The 14,051-nt window shown below is 49.8% G+C and carries 14 protein-coding genes; 7 read left to right on the forward strand and 7 right to left on the reverse strand.

Annotation, left to right across the window (positions count from 1 at the left end; translation table 11 throughout):
* Nucleotides 1-3 precede the first annotated feature (3 nt).
* Nucleotides 4-879 (reverse strand): hypothetical protein, encoded by an 876-nt coding sequence (locus ONV78_RS22485; RefSeq protein ID WP_279506569.1) that lies wholly within the window; start codon nt 877-879, stop codon nt 4-6.
* Nucleotides 880-1,253: 374 nt separating this feature from the next.
* Here ONV78_RS22485 and ONV78_RS22490 point away from each other — a divergent pair, with 374 nt between their 5' ends.
* From ONV78_RS22490 to ONV78_RS22505, 4 genes are all read left to right on the forward strand, one after another.
* On the forward strand, nt 1,254-1,622 hold the full coding sequence (locus tag ONV78_RS22490) for a hypothetical protein (RefSeq protein ID WP_279506570.1): 369 nt from the start codon (nt 1,254-1,256) through the stop codon (nt 1,620-1,622).
* Between the two features lie 99 nt (nt 1,623-1,721).
* Nucleotides 1,722-2,453 (forward strand): response regulator, encoded by a 732-nt coding sequence (locus tag ONV78_RS22495; RefSeq protein ID WP_216736237.1) that lies wholly within the window; start codon nt 1,722-1,724, stop codon nt 2,451-2,453.
* Nucleotides 2,454-2,571: 118 nt separating this feature from the next.
* Nucleotides 2,572-3,696 (forward strand): sulfite exporter TauE/SafE family protein, encoded by a 1,125-nt coding sequence (locus ONV78_RS22500; protein ID WP_279506572.1) that lies wholly within the window; start codon nt 2,572-2,574, stop codon nt 3,694-3,696.
* A 297-nt stretch (nt 3,697-3,993) separates the two neighbouring features.
* Nucleotides 3,994-4,734, forward strand: coding sequence for a transporter substrate-binding domain-containing protein (locus ONV78_RS22505; protein ID WP_279506573.1), 741 nt, complete (start codon nt 3,994-3,996; stop codon nt 4,732-4,734).
* A gap of 13 nt (nt 4,735-4,747) precedes the next feature.
* On the opposite strand, the gene bfr is transcribed toward ONV78_RS22505, so the two are convergent.
* Complete coding sequence (gene bfr, locus ONV78_RS22510; RefSeq protein WP_216736240.1) at nt 4,748-5,212, reverse strand: bacterioferritin; 465 nt, start codon at nt 5,210-5,212, stop codon at nt 4,748-4,750.
* A gap of 225 nt (nt 5,213-5,437) precedes the next feature.
* Here bfr and ONV78_RS22515 point away from each other — a divergent pair, with 225 nt between their 5' ends.
* The 3 genes from ONV78_RS22515 to ONV78_RS22525 all read left to right on the forward strand — a co-directional run bounded on the left by ONV78_RS22515 (nt 5,438) and on the right by ONV78_RS22525 (nt 7,972).
* Nucleotides 5,438-6,559, forward strand: a complete 1,122-nt coding sequence (locus ONV78_RS22515) for a serine hydrolase (protein WP_279506575.1) — start codon at nt 5,438-5,440, stop codon at nt 6,557-6,559.
* A 154-nt stretch (nt 6,560-6,713) separates the two neighbouring features.
* Nucleotides 6,714-7,514 carry a hypothetical protein gene (locus ONV78_RS22520; protein WP_216736242.1) on the forward strand — a complete coding sequence of 267 codons (801 nt, stop codon included), beginning with the start codon at nt 6,714-6,716 and terminating at the stop codon, nt 7,512-7,514.
* A 50-nt stretch (nt 7,515-7,564) separates the two neighbouring features.
* A complete protein-coding gene (locus ONV78_RS22525) occupies nt 7,565-7,972 on the forward strand; it encodes a GFA family protein (RefSeq protein ID WP_279506578.1) in 408 nt (135 codons plus the stop codon).
* A gap of 97 nt (nt 7,973-8,069) precedes the next feature.
* Here ONV78_RS22525 and ONV78_RS22530 read toward each other — a convergent pair whose 3' ends face one another.
* From ONV78_RS22530 to ONV78_RS22550, 5 genes are all read right to left on the reverse strand, one after another.
* Nucleotides 8,070-9,314: a His-Xaa-Ser system-associated MauG-like protein gene (locus ONV78_RS22530; protein ID WP_279506579.1), complete on the reverse strand. Its 1,245-nt coding sequence runs from the start codon at nt 9,312-9,314 to the stop codon at nt 8,070-8,072.
* Between the two features lie 53 nt (nt 9,315-9,367).
* Nucleotides 9,368-9,679 carry a TIGR03982 family His-Xaa-Ser system protein gene (locus ONV78_RS22535; RefSeq protein WP_279506581.1) on the reverse strand — a complete coding sequence of 104 codons (312 nt, stop codon included), beginning with the start codon at nt 9,677-9,679 and terminating at the stop codon, nt 9,368-9,370.
* Nucleotides 9,680-10,298: 619 nt separating this feature from the next.
* Nucleotides 10,299-11,417, reverse strand: a complete 1,119-nt coding sequence (gene hxsC / locus ONV78_RS22540; RefSeq protein ID WP_279506583.1) for a His-Xaa-Ser system radical SAM maturase HxsC — start codon at nt 11,415-11,417, stop codon at nt 10,299-10,301.
* A complete protein-coding gene (gene hxsB / locus ONV78_RS22545; RefSeq protein ID WP_279506585.1) occupies nt 11,410-12,807 on the reverse strand; it encodes a His-Xaa-Ser system radical SAM maturase HxsB in 1,398 nt (465 codons plus the stop codon). The genes hxsC and hxsB overlap by 8 nt, the downstream gene beginning before the upstream one ends.
* A 449-nt stretch (nt 12,808-13,256) precedes the next feature.
* On the reverse strand, nt 13,257-14,021 hold the full coding sequence (locus ONV78_RS22550; RefSeq protein WP_279506589.1) for a transporter substrate-binding domain-containing protein: 765 nt from the start codon (nt 14,019-14,021) through the stop codon (nt 13,257-13,259).
* Nucleotides 14,022-14,051 lie beyond the last annotated feature (30 nt).

The following is a 14,051-nucleotide window of genomic DNA, read 5'->3' on the forward strand; positions in this document are numbered from 1 at the left end:
TGCTTAGTACCAGCTGATGTGGTCGTTGATGCGAGAGGTGTTGATGTCTGTTCCTCTGCCATCTGTGGTGCTAAAGCGCACCCAGCCAGTATCCATCGTGAACAAAATTGCACTCTCACCAGGAAATGCTGAGGGCGGGCCACTTGAAATACCTGGGAGTACAGCAATTTCTTTCAGGCCAGTTGTAGTGAGCCAAATTCCTCCGACCGGCTCGACTTTCATCTCGTACGGCAAAACCAGGTTGGGCTTGATCATAAAGTAAGGTGAACTGTTCAGGTGAGTGGCGCTGAGGCTGAATGTCGTGGCGCCTGACGTTAACAAGCTGTCAGCGGACAAAGACGTCATCATCTTGATTGGATATTTGTCGTCAAATGATCGGGATGTGTCCGATTTCACCGTTCCTGAGTATTCAAAGAAGAGGCCGTCAAGAGAGATTGCGACGTCGTCATACACGGATGTAAAAGTAGTTTTTAGAAGATCAACGCTAATGACTTTTAGCGTCACCTCGCGAGTTCCTGAGATAAATGTCAGGGTGTCGCCAATACTGTATTCCATAGAACAGACAGTAAAGCTTTGCTTGAACACCAGGGCGCCATCCTTCTCCCCGAGATTCTGCACAGTGTAATACCCTCCGTTGGGGCATGACGTTGTCTTCGTTTCACCCACTATTGTCGGAAGGTCTTTGCTCTTCATTTCGATTGAGGAAAGTGTGTAGAGCCGGGCTTCCGCAATAGGAACATAAACCGCGCTGTATGCCTTTGAAGCCAAAGACTTTTCCTGATCGTTAACGCCCCTGGGAGCCGTTGATCCGCCGCCCCCGCCGCCACATCCTGTGAGCAAAGCCAAAACCGATACCAAAGCAATGCTACGTGTTTTCATTCGTTATAATTTCCAGAGAACCAAAATAGAGATGTATACCGCGCACTAACCGCGCAGCCCTTGTTACCAGGGAGTTGAACTTTAATTACCTTTCTGTAACACATCCCATACGTAAAATTACTAAAACGTTTAAGCTGGTATGCGCTATGCTTATTGGAAGAAACGAGAGGTGGAAAGGCTTCCGAGTTATGAAAGCGTTTCCTTTTTTATAAATTTACACTGTTAAGTTTTCTATTAAAAATGTGACCTGTGTCGCAAAAAGTGATGGACGGGATTCAACCAAAGGATTAATAATCTAATCATATGGAGTAATGCCGTTCGAAGATCTTGGAACAACCAGGAAGCGCTTTTGCGGTTTACAAGGAAAGGACACCATGAAAACAATATCGCTATGGCTTTTATTGTTATTGGCGTGGGACGCGGAAGCGGCTTATGTCACCTCTACGGACTCTGCGGAGTACGATCTAAAACGCCCCCTCGAAAGCATGAATATCAAGTATGGCTATGAAGAGCCGCAGCTTGATCGTTTACCTGCAGGCAAGTGCGGAATCGGCGGTGGGCTATACGTAAACACAGATTTCTGCAAAACCTCCGACCTTGGGTCGACAGGCGCCGCGATCACGGCGACAGAGTCGGTGTCAGGCTCCTCGGCGTCCGCCAATCCGACTGTGGCGGCGGTGTTCGGGCTCAGCCTTATCGGCTTGGGATTATTGGGTTTGGGAGCGCTGCAAATACGGTCATAAGAGATAACAAACCGTTTCCCTAATTTACCAAATCCTCGCTTACTATCCGGGGACTGAGGCCTAGACTTGAATCACAATCAGGTGAAAGAGGGTGATTCTATGAACGGCGCAGTCCTTTTGGTTGATGATGAACCCGGGGTGACTCAATCCCTGACCCGTCTACTCCACCGACGAGGTTACCGCACTCATTCCGCTCATGATGGCGTGGCTGCGCTGCGGCTAATGCAGCAGCACGATTTCGACGTGGTGATCACTGACTTCAACATGCCCTACATGAACGGGGTAGAGTTTCTGCAAAAAGTCGGTCACAAGTACCCACGCATCGAGAGAGTGTTGATGAGCGGGTTAAGTGAATTCTCCATGTTGCGGGACGCCGTCAACAGCGCCCGCGTCAGCACTTTTATAACCAAACCCTGGGACGACGAAGACCTGGTGCGCGTGGTGACCCAGTCGTTGCGTTCCGCGGCGGGACGGGAGGATGCGCAGACGTTTCGCGATATTCTCGACAACGCCAGGGAAGGGGTGGTGGTGATCGATCGCAGCGGCGTGGTGACCGATATCAATGAAAAGCTGTGCTTCTGGCTGGGGTATGAAGCCCATGAGCTGATTGGCGTGGCTTCTTCCACCATGCGGTCGGACCAGCAGCCGCGCGAAGCCTATCAGGCGCTCTACGCCGATGTGGTGGACAGGGGATGTTGGGAGGGTGAGCTGCATCTGCGTCGCAAGGACGGCGGTTCACTGAAAACCGAGACTCTGATCAAGCCTTTCCGGGACGGAGACGGCTGCATCGAACGCATTGTCTTCTACGTCTTCCCGTCGGAATTTCAGTAAAAGTCACACAGGACAATAACCAAAACCGGGACAGTAAGTCCCGGTTTTGTCCATAGCAGCCAGTAGGAGCGTCATTTTAGTATCTAGGCTCAGTTGCAATTAACGCCTGGTAACTTCTATGACGATACAAGCGCCGCGTAAGAAATTCATTTGGGTTTGGCTGTTATGGCTGGTTGGTTTTTATAGCATCTGGGCGTTCCTGGTGTTCGGCCTCGATCAATGGGGAGCGGTGACGGAACACTGGCCTATCGCTCTGGCGATGGCGCTGGGGAGTTACGCCGCTGGTTCTACGCCCATGGGCGGCGGCACTGTTGGGTTTCCTGTGTTGGTGTTGTTGTTTGATATGCCGGCGACCTTGGGGCGGGACTTCAGTTTCGCCGTACAGGCGATCGGGATGACCAGCGCCAGCATTTTCATACTGGCTCGTCGCCAGCCTCTCGCCTGGTCCATGCTGTTCGGCGCTATGTTTGGCGCACTGATCGGCACGCCTTTGGGAATTTTCTTCATCGCCCCTTATGTTCCTGGCTTGTTGATTAAGGTCGTGTTTGCGGTGATCTGGGCCAGTTTCGGCATATTGCACCTGTATCGTATTCGTGAGATCGCCGGCCATAGCGGCATGACCGAGTTTGATGAGAACTGGGATTTTCGTGTCGGCGCCATGCTTGGCCTGTGCGCTGGCGCATCGGTCGCTTCCGTCACTGGCGTTGGCATCGACATGGTGATTTATAGCGCGCTGGTGTTGCTGTGCCGCGCGGACCTCAAGATCGCGATTCCGACCTCCGTTGTGATTATGGCGTTCACTTCCGTGCTGGGCGTGGTGGTGAAAAATCTATCTACCGGCATGCAGCCGGGCGTGTATGAAAACTGGCTGGCGGCGGCGCCGATTGTCGCACTGGGGGCTCCTTTGGGCGCCTATATCGTAGATTTGATTGGACGTAAGCCAACGCTGTTATTCGTAGCCGTGTTGTGTGTGGGACAGTTTATCTGGACCTGCTCCGTAGAGCGTCACACCCTTGGCGTAGCTGGCGTTCTGATGGCGGTGGGCGCGGTAGGCGTCTGTCTGTATGGCTTTGAGCGTCTGCGCGCCTGGGGAGCGGTTCTGGTAGGAGAAGCTAAAGAGAAGCAGGCCGCGAAGACTCGTCTGGCGTATCTGGCGGAAATGTCCGGACAGTCTTTGTCTCAGAACCCTTACCCACCTCAGGGGCGTCCGGTGAAACAGGTGGAAGCGGCGGACGTAAGCTGAGGCGACTCTTCATAGACGGACATCTTAGACAATCTCGTAGGCGGACATCACCAACAATCCAGGTCCACGTAATGGCGAAAAGCGGCGGGAAAGCCACCAGCCGCTTTTTCATGTTTCCATCAATGAAATAGCCGGTTTGTTTAGACCACTCACTTTGACTTGGCGTTATTGCGCTCCTACCTTTAGTTAATCAGGACCTCGGATTATGCCTGTCACAGGTTGATCTCCGGCTCCGCTTCAATTGCAAAAATCAGATCGCCCGGGATTGGCGCATTACCCTGATTAGGGGAACCTGCGATGCGTTACAGGCTGTTGTTGTCGATTTTTATGCTCGCCTTGATGTCCTCTCCGCTACAGGCTGAACCGCGCCTGATCGCCGGCGAAGCGCCATTATTCTGCTATATGGAAAGAGATAAAGTGCGCGGCGTGGCCTGTGACCTGTTGCGTGAGATGGCGCAGCGAGTGGGCCACTCCGGGGAAATTGAGTTGATGCCTTTCAAGCGGGCGTTGCATGAGACCAAAAATACTCAGGATGCGCTGATGGTTCCGGTGGCCCGCACAGACGAACGAGCGCGGGATTACCAATGGCTGACGGAAATACTGCAGGAAGAGTTTCTGCTGGCGGCCTTGCGTGAAAGTCAGGCGGACATTTCCAATTTCGACGCGGCCAGGAAGCTGAATATTGGCGTATTAATTGGCGGCGCTGCCGCTCAGATCATCAAGGATCAGCATTTGGTTCATGTGCAGGAAGTCTACACGGAAGAGCTGAACGTGCGGAAACTGGCGGCGGGGCGCATTGACGCCTGGCTGGGTTCCTGGAATGTCATGCGGCAGGCGCAACGGGACCTGGGATATCCTGACGATGCACTACGCCGCGGCGCCGTGGGCATTCGGGTGCGCATTTATCTGGCGGGCTCGCCAGGGTTGGGGCCGTTGGAAGCGGCGAAGTGGCTCACCGCCTTCAAATCCATGCAGGACGACGGCGTGTACGCCCGTATTCTGGAACGCTATCGCTACCAACAGCCCTCGCAGCAGTAAGCTCGCGGCGATCTCACATGTGAGACTGCAGGTAATTCTGCTCGCCCACTTTGTCCATCAGATCCAGCTGAGTCTCCAGCCAGTCGATGTGTTCTTCCTCATCTTCAAGAATGTCCTGGAACAGGTCCCGACTCACATAATCCGCATGTTTTTCACAGTAAGCGATGGCGGCGCGCAGGTCTTTGGCGGCGTCCATTTCCAGGCTGAGATCGCAGGACAGCATTTCGCGCACGTTTTCGCCAATGCGCAACTTGCCGAGTTTTTGTAGATTGGGCAGGCCTTCCAGAAACAGGATGCGGTTAACCAGATTGTCCGCATGCTTCATTTCATCGATGGACTCTTTGTATTCGTGCTCATTGAGCTCTTCCAGGCCCCAGTTCTTATACATGCGGGCGTGCAGGAAATATTGATTGATGGCGATTAATTCGTTGCCCAAAACAGTGTTCAGATGCGTGATGACTTTCGGGTCGCTTTTCATCGTCGTAACCTCCCTCCCATTGATCCTCAGGGGATAAAAGTCGACGCCCCTGAGGGATATGTCTCGTTGATCGCGGTTTGATCATTATAGGCTAGTTGTCGCCATGCATAAAATGTAACCAGCTGATATATAAACAAAAATAGTGGTAGATTCGATTCTCATTCGTGTTAGATTTCTCTTTTGTCGAAATCCGAGTTGGAGAGAGGAATAAGTGGTTTCAGGGATATGAAGATATGGCTGTTTGTCTGTCTGGTCACGACACTGGCGCATACCTCGCAAGCCGTTGCTGCATCGCCAGCCATGGGCGAACTGACGCTGGATAAACAGGTGACATTGTCTGAGCAGACGATGCTGGATGAGCAGACGATGCTGAATGAACAGACACTAGCAGCAGCGCTGTCCGACCAAAAGACGCGACCATTTAGCGGCGTTGTGGTGATCGCACAAGGAGAGCGTATTCTGTTCAGCTACGCCCATGGCGCGAGTACGCCAATCATTCTAAACAGCCGCTTCCTTATCGGTTCGTTGAGTAAGCAAATCACCGCCGTTCTGACGCTGCAGCAGGCGCAAGCTGCAGCGCTCCGATTAAATGCGTCTCTCGCTGACTATGACTTGTCGCTATCTGAACCCTGGTTGAAGCAAGTGCGGGTAGGCAAGTTGCTTAATCATACGTCCGGCGTCACTCGTCCTGGCGCGCCTCTGAAATTTCAGCCCGGCGACAGCTTCGCGTATTCCAATTATGGATATGAGATTCTGGGCGAACTGATTGAGCGAGTCTCCGGACGTTCTTATCGCGAGTTGGCGACGAAATTGTTTGAGCGTTGCGGCATGACGGAAAGCGTCGTTCCAGAGGCGAATAATGCGATCTATCCCGACGGATTGGCGCAGGGCTACAGCGAGGACGAGCAAGGCGGTTTGGCTGCGGCGGATATAAAAGGCTCTTTTCAGCATGCGCCGTCTTCGGGCGTCGTCTCTACGGCGATGGATTTGGTCCGCTGGAATCAGTGCTTGCATGAAGGCGTCGCTTTGGCGCCGGAGTGGTATGGGAAGATGACGCAAGCGTCAGCCACGCGCAGCCACCGCTGGGGAGAGCTGGGATACGGGTATGGCGTGCAAGTGTCGCGACAGGGGCCGCGTGAATACAGTCATAGCGGTTATGTGCCGGGCTATATCTCAACCTTGTCTTACTTCCCGGAACGCAAAATCAGTTTGGTGGTATTGGAGAATGTCTCCTGGTCGGTACGTGATATGGGCAGGGTATTTCATCACCATGACCAGGTGCGCAGCCTGTTAATGCAGGCGTTGCAAGCGTCTCCAGCTACCGTGGCCACCCAGGAGAGGCAGTAAACCTCGTGCCTGTTTGGTCTCGGACACAAGTGTGAGCTACTCTTTGATTTAAGTGGAAAATTTGTGGGTCTGTTGTGTTTAGGGAGGTGAGCGGCGCGAAAGTGGGAATGTAGGGATAGGTATCAGAAAATGTCAGTCAACAGGAGTGATAAGGATGATGCGTCAAATCATGTTAATCGCAGCCGCGCTTATACTGTCCGGGTGTGAGTCCATCGCCAAAAATTATCTGCCCGGTGAGTTGATTCTGCCGGCGAAAAATTCCTCATCCCATCCCTATATCACCGATGAAGGGATGATCGACTTGTCTCAGTTGAACCTGAAAAGCAACAGTAAAACCTATCGCAATCAGGTGATGTCTCAAGCGATCGCGCTATCCGATAGAAAATGCACCCTGCACAAGGCGGGCATTATCTCAAACGCCAACGCCTGGAACGTGGGCACGGGCTCGGCCGCCATGTTGTTCTCAGGAACCGCCTCCGTGCTGTCTCACGCCAAAACCGCCGGCAATCTGGCCGCAGCCGCCACCGCCACGTCCGGCATTCAATCTTTAGTGAACAAAGAAGTCTACGCAGACGCCCTGGGCACGACCATACTGCGCTCCATCGACGTGGCCCGCTCCAAACACAAAGCCGTGCTGGAAGCCGGTATGAAAAACACCACCGCGGACTACCCACTGTCCCTGGCCGTCCTGGACATGCAAGCCTACCACGACAGCTGCTCCCTCATGGCGGGCCTGGTGGAAGTCACCAAAGCCTTCGAAAACCGCAGCCCCTCGCGTAATGAGTTGAAAAGGGACATCAATTACCTCGGCGAAAGAATCGCCTCAATCAGGGAAGCGCAACGCAGCGGCGTCACCCTGACAAAAGACGAACAAGACAGCCTCGACGAATTCACCCGCGTGCTTAAGATGAAGGAACTACAGTATGTCGGGGAGGGAGGGGCGTCTAAGGATTAGGGGGCTCCTATGTTTGTAAGAATCAAAATGACTATTGGATGGAATTGAACATGAGCGCCAGACACCACGGCTCTTGCCTATGCGGTGAAGTACGATTTGAGATAGAGGGCGATTTTGAAAGTTTCTATCTCTGCCACTGCGAGCATTGCCGCAAAGACACCGGGTCGGCGCACGCTTCAAACTTATTTTCTACCTCGGCGCAATTGGTGTGGCTGAGCGGTGAAGAGCAGGTCAAAACGTTCATGCTGCCAGGAACCCAACACTGCAAAAGCTTTTGTTCACACTGCGGTTCAGCGTTGCCGAATATTCAGATGAATGGCCAACTCCTGGCCGTTCCCGCCGGCAGCCTTGATAGCAAAGTCACGATAAAACCGAATGCGCATATCTTTGTCGAGAGTAGGGCTGAGTGGGATACAGAGTTGGAGAAGGCGCCGATGGTGGAGAGGGCTCTAAAGTGAAGAACATACATGCCAAGCATAATTACGCTGAGGTATGTAGCTGCATTAAAACTTCTTTGGAAGGAAAAGGAAGGGGCTTCTGTATGTACCACAATACCTACAGAGCCAAGAGAAATTGAAGAAGTTCGTCCATTTCCTCTTTTGTTGAAATATCTATAAATCCAAGCATTTCTGATCGTGTGGATAGAATTTTTCCGTACTGTAGTAATTCGCGCTTGGAAGTCCATCCGTTTTCAGCAAAGTATGGAATTGGATTAATGTGAAAGAGAACGATCTCCTCTATTGTCTTAAATTCTCCGTTGTGCCCATAGGGGGCTGTTTTTGTAACATGAATGAGAGGAGGAGTCCGGAATCTAAAGCGATCTTCAAGGCGGTAAGTGACATTTGCGCGTCCAATATCCTGACGATGTATATATGGACCAAACTCACCCTGCGGGGCGCCTATTGAGTGAAATTTAAAGTCGGTAAATAGGCTTCCACTATGGCAACCTGCACAACGACCTTTTCCGTAAAAGATAACAGCGCCTTGTTTTTGCTTATCAGTTAATGCACTTGACTCACCAGAAATATATTTGTCCCAGTGAGTCGGCTGGCATTGCTGAACTCTTTTGGCGATAAAGCTAGCAAGGGAGTTGCCTATAGTCTGTATGTCGGGTTCTTTAACTCCTGCTTCTAACAGAGCTTGCGCCAACTTTTTACTGTTTTCGTCCTTCGGAGCCGAGACAATTTGTCTCAGAACATTATTGGCGGCACCTAGCTTTTCTCCGTAGTAGACCTCGTTAATCTGATTCAGATTTGGGTTGGACTGAGTTAATGATTGCAAGCCAAGGAATTCATCTCTAGCGAGAATTGGCAATACCGCCGCGACGGCAAGGGTGGAACCAAAACCTAGAGCGTATCCTTCACCTATCGGCGAGTAGATCTTTCCGTTAACCTCTTGGACTTTCCCATCCCAGAAGAAGGTCTGGTAGTGCGAGGAGGCCCGGCCGAATAAGGTGAAGGAGTTTCGAGGGACAATTATGCCTCCACTGCTCATTCGTAGTTGCCCCTCTCCATCGCCTCCTACGCCGATAGAGATAGAGAGCCCATCAGTAAGATGCTTATTTTCTATATGACAAGTAGAACAGGATGTATCCTTATTTCCGCTGAGAACAGGTGTATTGAATACTATCTCTCCAATAGGCGTCAGTCGTTCATTGATCAGGTCTTTATTGATACTGCAAGTCTCTGATTTTAAATCATACTCGTTAATAATAAGTCTAAGTTGTTGGTCTAAAGACAAAGCTAGAGCATTGAATGTGATGAAAACAAGAAGAAATGTGATGAAAACACGACTAGACAATGTGTTTATCTCTCTCTGAAACGATGTTGTTCTACCAGCTCATCTGTTGAACGCTAGTTAATTTCCAGTGCCTTTAAGCCAAGATAAGATAGAACATTCTCATTGAGGCCCATAATAAGCATTATCTTGCGGGTCTTATCATATTCATGGCAGCTAAGTAGATGGACCTTTGTAGTTTTGTTCAGTTCAGGAGAGTTTTCCTGTTCCGCAAACCAGCCTTCATCCATAGCATCAGCGCAAGCAGAAGCTAGCCTCATGTAATCACTATGAAAATAAATATAAGCGCTAACAGGAGCCAGAGCATTTTTGGCTAGCCACACCAAGCAAAAAGCTCCGACGATATATCTGAATACGGTCCCCTTCATGGCGCTGCGATTCCCAGTGAGTTCAACAGCTCTGAATCAATAGTCTCTACACGATTCAGGCCTTTATCCCATCGGTAACGTACTATCGCACTTCTTGTCCGGGGCCCAAGAATTCCGTCGATAGAGCCAACGTAGTAACCCAAAATGCTAAGAGATAGCTGGACCCTTTTGATCAATGTTTCTCGCTCTATTTGCTGCTGTTTCTTTAGCTCGGCTTGGCTGGGGGTGGTGTAGCTGGGTGTGCTCGGTTGACCTAAAGGATCAGAATTATATGAAGGAGAAGTTTGGGGTGGGGTAGATGAGGAGGGAGAAGTAGATTCTGACGGAGGCGGGCTATAACTACGGCTGCCTGAGCCGGCTGACGACCTATGGGAGCTATGTGAACTGTGGCTGCTATGTCCAGATGATCCAGAAGAAGAACGATGAGAGCTATGGCTGCTGTGACTGCGATGCCCAGCAATATATAACGGTGTTTCTACATTTAATGGAGCAATCACTATCCCTTTTAGGCCAATCTCACTTGTCCCCGGCTTTGATTCATCTGCTGGATAATTAGATGCTCCAGATGTGTTTAATGTTAGAAAACCTGGCAAAAGCGCCGCTAAACTCCATTTCTTTTTCATGGTACTTTCCTTGCGCTCTGATGAAAAACGCCACGTGAGGATACGAAATAGCCCCCGCATTGATTTCTTAGCCTGCAGCCTTCACATTCTTCAGGGTAATAATTTTTCCAATCTGAGATTGATTTGACTGCATAGTGATGTAGCTCGGTTGGTAGATGGCAGAGAGGGAAGTTGTATAAGCAAATTGGTATGTGAGCTCTTTCAGCCGCATCAATTGCGCTGGCTAACTCTCTGATGTAACGGACGGGCTCAACATATAGATCATGCCAATTTTGCTTTGCCCATCCTGTGGGCTCTAAGTTCATTATTGATATCTGTGATAGGTTAGAAAGGCATCTGGAAACCAGCAGGACAGTCGCTTCTAGGTCACTTAAGTTGTATTTGGTTGGAATTATTCTGAGCTCTATAGGAATGCCGCTGTTTCCAGCATTGATTAATCCCTTAATTGTTTCCCGAAATGCGCCCCTAATTCCCACCAAATAATCGTGACTTTCGGCTACTGACGAGTAAAGAGGTATGCCAAAACTATGCAGTTTATCTTGACATTGATAAGCGACGTCGAGTGTGAAGTCTAAGTCGGAAAAGGCCCTTCCGTTGCTTAGTATGTGGAGAGGTGTTTTAGGGCTGTGCTCTGCAATAAATTTCAAAAATCGAATAAAGCTGCTTCGATATATTAAAGGTTCTCCTCCACTTATGCCTACCTGCGATGAAGTGTTGAATGCAGCAAGCGCCATGGCAGCTTGAACCAGAAGCCAATCATCATTCCGATTCTTGGGAGGTTGTGAGCAGAACTTACAGAAATTATCGCAACGTTCTGTCACAAGCAAAGTATTGTGGTTAGCTCGACTGGTTAACGCAACTCGCAGAAACCCTCTGCCGGTAAATAAACCAATATCGCCATCATTAACAGATGCATAAAGATCTGGGTCAATTAGATATCTGGAAATGAATGAGTGATCCCTTTTAGAAACTGAACTCTCTGAAGGCGAAATTAAAACTTGTTCTAGAAATAAGCTTTCATTCGTCGGCGGTGCTTTACGGAGGATTACGTATGTCGCTGATGAACCTGCTCCTTTGGGTAAACTAAACATATCTTGGCGGAGCGCTTTAACCATGACTCCATTCCTTAAGTAATTTGTGGCTGGCGGCGTCATTATGGAATTCGTTAAGTAGAAATCGGAACATAGCCTTATGGTATTGGCAGAACAACGAAAAGGACTTGTCGCCTATGGGCTCACCTTGAACACTGATTGACTGGCATGGGTCGGAGCCGCAAAAGGGTTGATAGGCGCATTGCTCACACCCTGGATGAAGTAGATTTAAGGTGTTGCCGAGAATGTTTGTATATAGTGTATTATCCTCTAGCTTCATTGCGTTGATGTCACCACAGGATAAATCGACACCAACAAGAACACGCTGGAGCATTCTCGCTTCATCGCTGCCGTAGACTTTGCCATCATAGTTAAATAGCAGGCAGTTTAATATTAGTCCACTTGGAGATTTTAAGTCTGCATATAGACTGAATCCCGGGTTAAGAATGCGTTTTATATGGATCGCTGCGGAATGCTCAATTAAGGTTTCACCCTCTCTAGTGTGAGATTTTATGCAATTAAAAAGATGACGGTAGAACTGCATATATTCTGGTATCGAATAGGATGGAGCAGAATTTGTATTTGCGAATCCATATGGACTGATTGGCCTAACGAATAGGTCATAAAGCCCCATTTCAAGATGAGCTGCCACCAGAGCTTCTGGATCTTTTAGCAACTCTCTGGTCACTGTTGTGACAGTCGCTACTCTGTCTGCGCCTAACTCAGTTTGTATTTGAGCGACTCCCCACTTTACACGTTGAAAGGAGTTATCACTGTGCAGAATACGGTTCGCATTATGGATGACGGCGTCGCCATCCAATGAGGTAGAAAAGTAAACGTTTCGATACTTCGCCCAAGATAAGGTGTTCTCATCAAGTAGGGAAAGACTGGTTGCAATAACAAACTCAAAGGTGTCCGTGCCGAGTTGCTCTTCAGCTTCACTATAGAGTCTATTGATAAGGTCAAACCTAATTAAAGGCTCACCACCTTGAATCTCTAATTTATATGGCGGGCTGGAGAGTTTTTTTATAGCCCCTATGATATTCGGAATGGCATCAATAGCTAAGTCGTAGTTGAGTCCGTTTTTTGGAGCACGACTTACTTGGCAATAGCGACATGTGTGATCGCATCGTAGTGTGGGGACGATCATAAAGGTTGGTTTGAACTGAAATTCAAGTTGAAGCTTTCGGGCGAGGGCTGAAGCCATTGCAGCAACTGATGCGTCCGCACTTTCCTCAGGCGCAATAAACAAGCTGCTTTGTAGGTGCTTACTGGTAGATGGACATGAAGCGTTCGAAAAATCAATTAGCTCATGTAGTTCCTTTGGGGCCAAGAAACTGTGAAAGCCAGCCATATTGCTGAGAAAGTAATCGCCGCTTTCCAATCGATCAAAGTTGAAGGGTAGGAGCTTCACTTTGCAAGCCGTCTCTGAATGTCACAAAGTACAGAGGTAGCGATCGATTGACGGATGGAGTCTGTTTGCAACATCAGACGCTCGCGTAGCACGTAGTCGTTAAGAAGGCGGCTTAATTCCTGTTCGGATTCACTGCCAGATTTGCCTAGGGTTATCTCCCAGTGAGTAGCGGTTTCTTCGAGCTTCCAAGTTGACACGGCAGTCAACCAGTACAGAGAGTTTCTAATAACCCATTCGGAATAGCGGGATTTATCAAGTGATGTGACATCCATATTGAGAGAGCTCCTGCATACTTTTTAGCAAGTATAGAACAGTGTCAGTCTTCTTTTTGATAAGTGCATGGCTGTCAAGAGGTTGAGGGAAGTGCATTTACTCAGGTTTTTGAGCGAATATAGCAACATATTAGGGCGCAAATAGCGCTGCTTCTACATGGTACGAAAGAGAATTAATTACTCAAACGTAGGATCATTAAACCTGCTAAACAGCTCCTTTAGCTTCCCACTCTCCATCAAGCGATCCATCTCCCTATCCCATATTTCCGCGAATTTTCGTCCTTCGTCATCGTATCTGAATCCGAGGTAGAATTTTGCGCCTGGGATGACGTCTTTCTGGATGACGACGCGGTGGGCCAGGCGGGTGTCGATGACGGCGTCGACGAGGCGTTCTTCGTAGTCGAGGATGTAGTCGATGCGTCTGAGGTCGAGCATTTTCAGGGCGGCGTCTATGTCGACGAATTCGTGGACCTGGACGGGAACGGTCAGGATGCCGCTTTGGTCGAATCCAGAGTTGGGTTCCCAGGAGACGCGTTGTCCTCTCAATTGCTCCTGGCCGATCCAGTGATCTATTGTTCCCTTGAGGTGAGCGACGGAGAGGCTGCCCACATAGATGTGCCAGCGAGGCAGATAAATGTCCCGCATGCCTTTGTAAGCGCCGGGAAAGGCGTCGAAGTTGAGTTTTGCGGTTTGCACGTTGGCCTGGCATCGTTTGGGAGGCATGTAACTCACTTCCACAGAGACGCCGTTGTCCTCGTAAATAAGCTTCCACAGTTCGTGATATAACCCCGTGCCATCCGGGTTGGTGTAGCCCTCCCAGATGGGTGTGCAGATGCGAATGGTGGAGTCGGCGGCGAAGGTGGGTCGCCATAAGCTGCATGCCAGCAGGATGGCGAAGGCGCTGAGTCCGCGCAAGGGTGTAATGAATCGCATAAGAGGCATGAACGTACTCGATTTGCGCGCTCTAACAAA

The sequence above is a fragment of the Hahella sp. CR1 genome, assembly GCF_029813005.1.
In the GTDB taxonomy this organism is placed as follows: Bacteria; Pseudomonadota; Gammaproteobacteria; order Pseudomonadales; family Oleiphilaceae; genus Hahella.

Excerpts from the sequence above, each read along its gene's own strand:
- ONV78_RS22485 (WP_279506569.1), bottom strand. The coding sequence starts at position 879 with ATGAAAACACGTAGCATTGCTTTGGTATCGGTTTTGGCTTTGCTCACA.
- ONV78_RS22490 (WP_279506570.1), top strand. The coding sequence starts at position 1,254 with ATGAAAACAATATCGCTATGGCTTTTATTGTTATTGGCGTGGGACGCG.
- ONV78_RS22495 (WP_216736237.1), top strand. The coding sequence starts at position 1,722 with ATGAACGGCGCAGTCCTTTTGGTTGATGATGAACCCGGGGTGACTCAA.
- ONV78_RS22500 (WP_279506572.1), top strand. The coding sequence starts at position 2,572 with ATGACGATACAAGCGCCGCGTAAGAAATTCATTTGGGTTTGGCTGTTA.
- ONV78_RS22505 (WP_279506573.1), top strand. The coding sequence starts at position 3,994 with ATGCGTTACAGGCTGTTGTTGTCGATTTTTATGCTCGCCTTGATGTCC.
- bfr (WP_216736240.1), bottom strand. The coding sequence starts at position 5,212 with ATGAAAAGCGACCCGAAAGTCATCACGCATCTGAACACTGTTTTGGGC.
- ONV78_RS22515 (WP_279506575.1), top strand. The coding sequence starts at position 5,438 with ATGAAGATATGGCTGTTTGTCTGTCTGGTCACGACACTGGCGCATACC.
- ONV78_RS22520 (WP_216736242.1), top strand. The coding sequence starts at position 6,714 with ATGATGCGTCAAATCATGTTAATCGCAGCCGCGCTTATACTGTCCGGG.
- ONV78_RS22525 (WP_279506578.1), top strand. The coding sequence starts at position 7,565 with ATGAGCGCCAGACACCACGGCTCTTGCCTATGCGGTGAAGTACGATTT.
- ONV78_RS22535 (WP_279506581.1), bottom strand. The coding sequence starts at position 9,679 with ATGAAGGGGACCGTATTCAGATATATCGTCGGAGCTTTTTGCTTGGTG.
- hxsC (WP_279506583.1), bottom strand. The coding sequence starts at position 11,417 with ATGGTTAAAGCGCTCCGCCAAGATATGTTTAGTTTACCCAAAGGAGCA.
- ONV78_RS22550 (WP_279506589.1), bottom strand. The coding sequence starts at position 14,021 with ATGCCTCTTATGCGATTCATTACACCCTTGCGCGGACTCAGCGCCTTC.